Origin of the sequence: Pseudomonas sp. RIT357, from assembly GCF_000632245.1 — a bacterium.
Classification (GTDB): Bacteria; Pseudomonadota; Gammaproteobacteria; order Pseudomonadales; family Pseudomonadaceae; genus Aquipseudomonas; species Aquipseudomonas sivasensis.
In genome coordinates, this window is record NZ_JFYX01000031.1 from 1 (window position 1) to 7697 (window position 7697).

General features: G+C 58.8%; 1 protein-coding gene. It reads left to right on the forward strand.

Annotated elements, in window-relative coordinates; translation table 11 throughout:
- Positions 1-7697 (forward strand): hypothetical protein (locus BW43_RS29005; RefSeq protein WP_032888468.1); only part of this gene is annotated, 7697 nt, incomplete at both ends.

Sequence of the window (7697 nt, forward strand, 5' to 3'; positions counted from 1 at the left end):
GGCCTGAATTCCACCGGCACCGGTCAACCGACCGTGACCTTGGTTAACGATGTTCCGGTAATTGCTGTCACGCCGACTACCATCGTCGAGAACACTGCTGAAGCAGGCACCGTCGCCGGTACTTTCATCGCGAAAGACGAAGAAACCCCACGCGAGAACCTGAACATCAGCTTCACCGCAGGCACCAACGCTGACGGTTACTACGCCATCTCCGGCAACAACGTCGTGCTGACTGAAAAAGGTGCTGACTTCGTTAACGCGGGCAACCAGCTGCCGAAGATCGACCTGACCGTCACCGACGTTGAAGGCCTGAATTCCACTGGCACCGGTCAACCGACCGTAACGCTGGTCAACGACGTACCAGTAATTGCTGTCACGCCGACCACCATCATCGAGAACACCGCTGAAGCAGGCACCGTCGCCGGTACCTTCGTCGCTAAAGACGAAGAAACACCACGCGATGGTTTGACCATCAGCTTCACCGCAGGCACCAACGCTGACGGCTACTACGCCATCTCCGGTAACAACGTCGTGCTGACCGAAAAAGGCGCGGACTTCGTTAACGCTGGTAACCAACTGCCGAAGATCGACCTGACCGTCACCGACGTTGAAGGCTTGAACTCCACCGGCACCGGTCAACCGACCGTGACCCTGGTCAACGACGTACCAGTAATTGCTGTCACGCCGACCACCATCGTCGAGAACACTGCTGAAGCAGGCACCGTCGCCGGTACCTTCGTCGCGAAAGACGAAGAAACCCCGCGCGAAAACCTGAACATCAGCTTCACTGCTGGCACCAACGCTGACGGTTACTACGCCATCTCCGGCAACAACGTGGTCCTGACCGAAAAAGGTGCTGACTTCGTTAACGCTGGCAACCAGTTACCGAAGATCGACCTGACCGTTACTGACGTTGAAGGCCTGAATTCCACCGGCACCGGTCAACCGACCGTGACCTTGGTTAACGATGTTCCGGTAATTGCTGTCACGCCGACTACCATCGTCGAGAACACTGCTGAAGCAGGCACCGTCGCCGGTACTTTCATCGCGAAAGACGAAGAAACCCCACGCGAGAACCTGAACATCAGCTTCACCGCAGGCACCAACGCTGACGGTTACTACGCCATCTCCGGCAACAACGTCGTGCTGACTGAAAAAGGTGCTGACTTCGTTAACGCTGGCAACCAGCTGCCGAAGATCGACCTGACCGTTACTGACGTTGAAGGCCTGAATTCCACTGGCACCGGTCAACCGACCGTAACGCTGGTTAACGATGTTCCGGTGATTGCTGTCACGCCGACCACCATCGTTGAGAACACTGCTGAAGCAGGCACTGTCGCCGGTACCTTCGTCGCTAAAGACGAAGAAACACCACGCGATGGTTTGACCATCAGCTTCACCGCAGGCACCAACGCTGACGGCTACTACGCCATCTCCGGTAACAACGTCGTGCTGACCGAAAAAGGCGCGGACTTCGTTAACGCTGGTAACCAACTGCCGAAGATCGACCTGACCGTCACCGACGTTGAAGGCTTGAACTCCACCGGCACCGGTCAACCGACCGTGACCCTGGTTAACGACGTCCCAGTAATTGCTGTCACGCCGACCACCATCGTCGAGAACACCGCTGAAGCAGGCACCGTCGCCGGTACCTTCGTCGCGAAAGACGAAGAAACACCACGCGATGGTTTGACCATCAGCTTCACTGCTGGCACCAACGCTGACGGCTACTACGCCATCTCCGGCAACAACGTGGTCCTGACCGAAAAAGGTGCTGACTTCGTTAATGCCGGCAACCAGTTGCCGAAGATCGACCTGACCGTTACTGACGTTGAAGGCCTGAACTCCACTGGCACCGGTCAACCGACCGTAACGCTGGTTAACGACGTACCGGTAATTGCTGTCACGCCGACCACCATCGTTGAAAACACTGCCGAAGCAGGCACCGTCGCCGGTACCTTCGTTGCCAAAGACGAAGAAACCCCGCGCGAAAACCTGAACATCAGCTTCACCGCTGGCACCAACGCTGACGGTTACTACGCCATCTCCGGCAACAACGTTGTACTGACTGAAAAAGGCGCTGACTTCGTTAACGCTGGCAACCAGCTGCCGAAGATCGACCTCACCGTCACCGACGTTGAAGGCCTGAACTCCACTGGCACCGGTCAACCGACCGTGACCCTGGTCAACGACGTACCAGTAATTGCTGTCACGCCGACCACCATCGTTGAAAACACTGCTGAAGCAGGCACCGTCGCCGGTACCTTCGTCGCGAAAGACGAAGAAACCCCGCGCGATGGTTTGACCATCAGCTTTACCGCTGGCACCAACGCTGACGGCTACTACGCCATCTCCGGCAACAACGTAGTCCTGACCGAAAAAGGTGCTGACTTCGTTAATGCCGGCAACCAGCTGCCGAAGATCGACCTGACCGTTACCGACGTTGAAGGTCTGAATTCCACCGGTACCGGTCAACCGACCGTAACGCTGGTTAACGATGTTCCGGTGATTGCTGTCACGCCGACCACCATCGTCGAGAACACCGCTGAAGCAGGCACTATCGCCGGTACCTTCGTCGCTAAAGACGAAGAAACCCCACGCGAAAACCTGAACATCAGCTTCACCGCTGGCACCAACGCAGATGGCTACTACGCCATCTCCGGCAACAACGTAGTCCTGACCGAAAAAGGCGCTGACTTCGTTAACGCTGGCAACCAGCTGCCGAAGATCGACCTGACCGTTACTGACGTTGAAGGCCTGAACTCCACCGGCACCGGCCAGCCGACCGTGACTCTGGTTAACGACGTCCCAGTAATTGCTGTCACGCCGACTACCATCGTCGAGAACACCGCCGAAGCAGGCACCGTCGCCGGTACTTTCGTCGCGAAAGATGAAGAAACCCCGCGCGAAAACCTGAACATCAGCTTCACCGCTGGCACCAACGCTGACGGCTACTACGCCATCTCCGGCAACAACGTGGTCCTGACCGAAAAAGGTGCTGACTTCGTTAACGCTGGTAACCAACTGCCGAAAATCGACCTGACCGTTACCGATGTTGAAGGCCTGAATTCCACCGGCACTGGCCAGCCGACCGTAACCCTGGTCAACGATGTACCGCTGATCGACATCACGCCGACTACCATCGTCGAAAACACCGCCGAAGTTGGCACCGTCGCCGGTACGTTCAACGCGCGTGACGAAGAATCTCCGCGTGAAAGCCTGACCATCAGCTTCACCACCGGCACCAACGCTGACGGCTACTACAGCCTCTCCGGCAACAATGTCGTGCTGACCCAAAAAGGCGCCGATTTCGTCAATGCCGGTAATCAGTTGCCAAAAATCGACCTGACCGTCACCGACCCTGAAGGCCTTAATTCCCACAACACTGGCCAGCCGGCTGTCACGCTGGTCGATGACACCCCAACCGCCGTCGACGGCCGCATCGAGGGCAACGAAGACACCTCGATCGAGCTCACTTGGGCGACTTTCGGTGTGCAGGACGAAGATTCCACGAGCCCGGCAGTGGTGTTCACCAGCCTGCCGGCCGGCTCCATCGAATACAAAGTCGACGGTGAGTGGGTCAAGCTCACCACGGCCGATCTGAAAACCGACACCTCGGCGGGCAAGGCCTTCACTCAGGCTGACTTCGATGCCCACAACGTGCGTTACACCCCGGCAGACAACGAGTCGGGCGACAACAGCTTCGGCAACACCGGCGTGGGCAACAAGCAAGGTGATTACACCGAGCTGAAGTTCCAAGCCACCGACGGCAACTCCTACAGCGATACCAAAACCATCACTGTGGATATTCACCCGGTGACGGATGTGCCGGTGCTGACCGTCGGCCAAGTGCCAACCGGTCTGACCATTCAAACCTGGACCGGCAGCAACCTGCCGGGCGAGTTGGGCACTAACGGCCAAGGCGTCACCCAGTCCAGCACCCTGATCAAAGTGATCAACGCCCAAACCGCTGACAGCGCCGCCTCCACGGGCGTGACCAGCAATGTAAGCAACGGCAATGTGGCCGAAGGCACCGCGACCAAAGTGTCCGGTCTGGTTTACCTGGAAGCTGGCAAGAGCTACACCTTCACCGGCTCGGCCGACGACAGTCTGGCTATCACCGTGGGCGGCAAGCTGGTCGCTTCCGAAACCTGGAGCCAGGGCAGCGGTATCAACGGGTCGTCCTACACGCCGACCGAGTCGGGTTACTACACCCTCGACATCTACCACTACAACCAGAACGGCCCGGGCAACTACGACGTCAATGTGTCGATCAACAACGGTTCGTCGGTGTCCCTGGGCAACAGTGGCCTGCAGACCTACACCAGTGCGGCCGCGTTGGAAGCCGCAGGCATGGTCCTGGGCGACAGCCACGTTGTGAATGGCGAAGGCTATTACACCGGCAACGTCTACAACCACGGTCTGGAAGACACCGCGATTAAGATCGCGCCGATCACCGCCACTTTTGTCGACACCGACGGCTCGGAATCCCACAAGGTGGAAATCAGCGGCTTGCCGGAAGGCTCCGTGCTCACCGACGGCACTGCTGGCCATAGCATCATCTCAACCGGCGCAAACACGCTGTACGACGTGAGCACCTGGAACCTGAGCACCCTGACGGTTACGCCGTTCAAGGACTCGACGGCCAGTTTCGACTTGACCGTGAAGGCCACCGCCAAAGAGTTGAGCACCGGTGTTGAAGAAGTCTCGACCGGCAAGATCAGCGTCGTGGTCACTGCGGTCAACGATGCGCCGGTACTGGGCAATGGTTCGACCAACGCGTTCGGCGACACCTACATCGAGGGCAAACCCGGCGGCTACGTCGCGGCGAACCTAACCATCACCGACGTCGACAACAGCACCTTGCAAAGCGCCAAGGTCACGCTGGTCAACCACTTGGCCGATGACGTGCTGATTGCCGATGTCAGCAACACCAAAATCACCGTCAGCTATGACAAGGACACCGGCGTACTGACCCTGTCCGGTGAAGCGACCAAGGCTGAGTACCAGGAAGTCCTGCGCTCGGTGCACTTCGCCAGCGAAAGCGAAGACCCAAGCCCGGCCAACCGTAACCTGACCATCACCGTGAACGACGGCCAGGCGGACTCCGCGCCTGTGACTTCCGTGATCTACGTGGTACCGGTTAACGATGCGCCGGTTATCAGTTTTGACAGCACTAAGTTTGTCGAGCAGAAAGGTGCGGTGGCGCTGGTCGAAAACCTGAGCATCACCGACGTCGACAACAAAACCTTCAGCAAGGTAGTGGTCACCGTTGATCACCTGGTGTCCGGCGACCTGCTCAGCAACGCCGACGTGCTCAAGGCCCTCGCTGTTGCGGGTATCACCATCACCGAAAGCGGCAGCGCCGCCGATGGCAAGATCGTCTACACCCTGACCAGCAACTCGCCAGCCGGCAACAGCGCGGCCGACTTCACCAAGCTGGTTGAAGCGATTACCTTTCAGGCCCCGGGCAACAATCCGGTTGGCACTGATCGCACAGTAACCATCGACGTCACCGATATCGGTGGCGGCAACCTTGACCGTGAGCCGCCGGAAACCAGCAGCGCTACCGGCAAGGTCACCGTCGAGCTATTCAACGATGCACCGACAGCAACCGCCACCTCGGCAGGCGCGGACGAAGACCACGCGGCCACCATCGTACTGAGTGGCGCCGATGTGGACGGTTCCGTTGCCCAGTTCGTCATCACCACCTTGCCGGAAAACGGCAAGCTGTATAGCGACGCCAGCCTGACCACCCAACTCAAGGTCGGTGATTCGGTGCCAGCGGGCGCTGACGGCAAGGCGTCGGTTTACTTCTCCCCAACCGCGGACTGGAGCGGCAATACCGCGCTCACCTTCACCGCGGTCGACAATGCTGGTAAAGCCAGCGTCGAAACCACTGCCCCAGTGACAATCGCCCCGGTTACCGATACCCCGCACCTGGGCCTGCTCGGTGGCGGCGTTGTCAGCGCGATCAACTTCGACAGCGCCCCCATCGGCGGCTCCTGGAGCGTCGTCGCGGTTGGCGATGCCAATAACGCAGCCGGCACCAATCCGAACACCCAATGGCAGACCGGCAACGCCGACGGCAAGGTGGAAATCGGCCAAAGCAGCATTTACGGCGTAGAGACCCCAGGCAATAGCCAGGTCATCGAGCTGGAGAAAAACGCCGGCGACGACGCCAGCCTGTACACCATCATCAAGGCGGAAGGCGGCACCGCGTACACCATCTCGGTCGACTACTCGCCGCGTGCGGGCGCTGAGAACAGCTCGGTGATCGACGTGTTCTGGGGCGGCGTCAAAGTCGGCACCCTGGACACCACTGTCGTTGGCATGAAGACCTACACCTTCACCGTGCCGGTCACCGCTGACGGCGATGCCAAACTCGAATTCAAGGCCCCGGCCGGCGATACCAACAACTCGCTTGGCGGCGTGCTGGACAACATCAGCGTTACCCAGGTGCTGAACACTGGCCTGGAAGACCACGCGATCAAGTTGTCTGCGATTGACGCTTATGCGACCGACAAAGACGGCTCCGAGACGCTGAAGCTGGAAATCAGCGGTATTCCAGAAGGCGCGACCATTTCCGACGGCACGCCGGGCCACAGCTTCACGGCCACGGCTGACGTGCAAAGCATCGATATCAGCACCTGGAACAAGGGCACGCTGGTCTACAACCCGGTACCAAACGCCAATGGCCTGGTGAACCTCACCGTCACCGCCACTGCGCAGGATGGTGATGCGGCGCCTAAGTCCGAGTCGATTACGCTGCCGATCAACGTGATTGCGGTCAACGACCTGCCGGTGATTGATGTCGTAGCGAACCCTCTGGTGGAAGGCTCCGTGGCCGAAGGCACCGTTGCCGGTACCTTTACCGTCAGCGACGTTGAGACCCCGATTGCCGATCTGAAAGTGACCTTCACCGGCGACAGCAACAAAGATGGCTACTACACCCTCCTTGGCAACGCCGTGGTGTTGACCCTGGCGGGCGCGAACTTCGTCAACGCGGGTAACAAACTGCCTGCGATTGACTTGACCGTGACGGATGCCGATAAGGGCAGGTCGCACGATGCTGCAACGCCGGATGTGACGCTGGTCAACGACCTGCCGACCATCGAAGTAACCGCCAATCCGTTGGTTGAAGACGCTGTCAGCAAAGACACCGTGGCGGGCTCGTTCACCGTGGGTGACGAAGAAACCCCAGTTGCCGATTTGAAAGTCACCTTCACCGGTGACAGCAATAAAGACGGTTACTACGCCATCGTTGGCAACAACGTTGTCCTGACTCAGGCCGGTGCTGACTTCGTTAACGCGGGCAACAAATTGCCAGCGTTCGATCTGACCGTGACTGATGCTGACAAAGGCAGCGCAACTGCCGCCGCTACTCCGGACGTGACGCTGGTCAACGACCTGCCGACCATCGAAGTAACCGCCAATCCGTTGGTTGAAGATGCTGTCAGCAAAGACACTGTGGCGGGCTCGTTCACCGTGGGTGACGAAGAAACCCCAGTTGCCGATTTGAAAGTCACCTTCACCGGTGACAGCAATAAAGACGGTTACTACGCCATCGTTGGCAACAACGTTGTCCTGACTCAGGCCGGTGCTGACTTCGTTAACGCGGGCAACAAATTGCCAGCGTTCGATCTGACCGTGACTGATGCTGACAAAGGCAGCGCAACTGCCGCCGCTACTCCAGA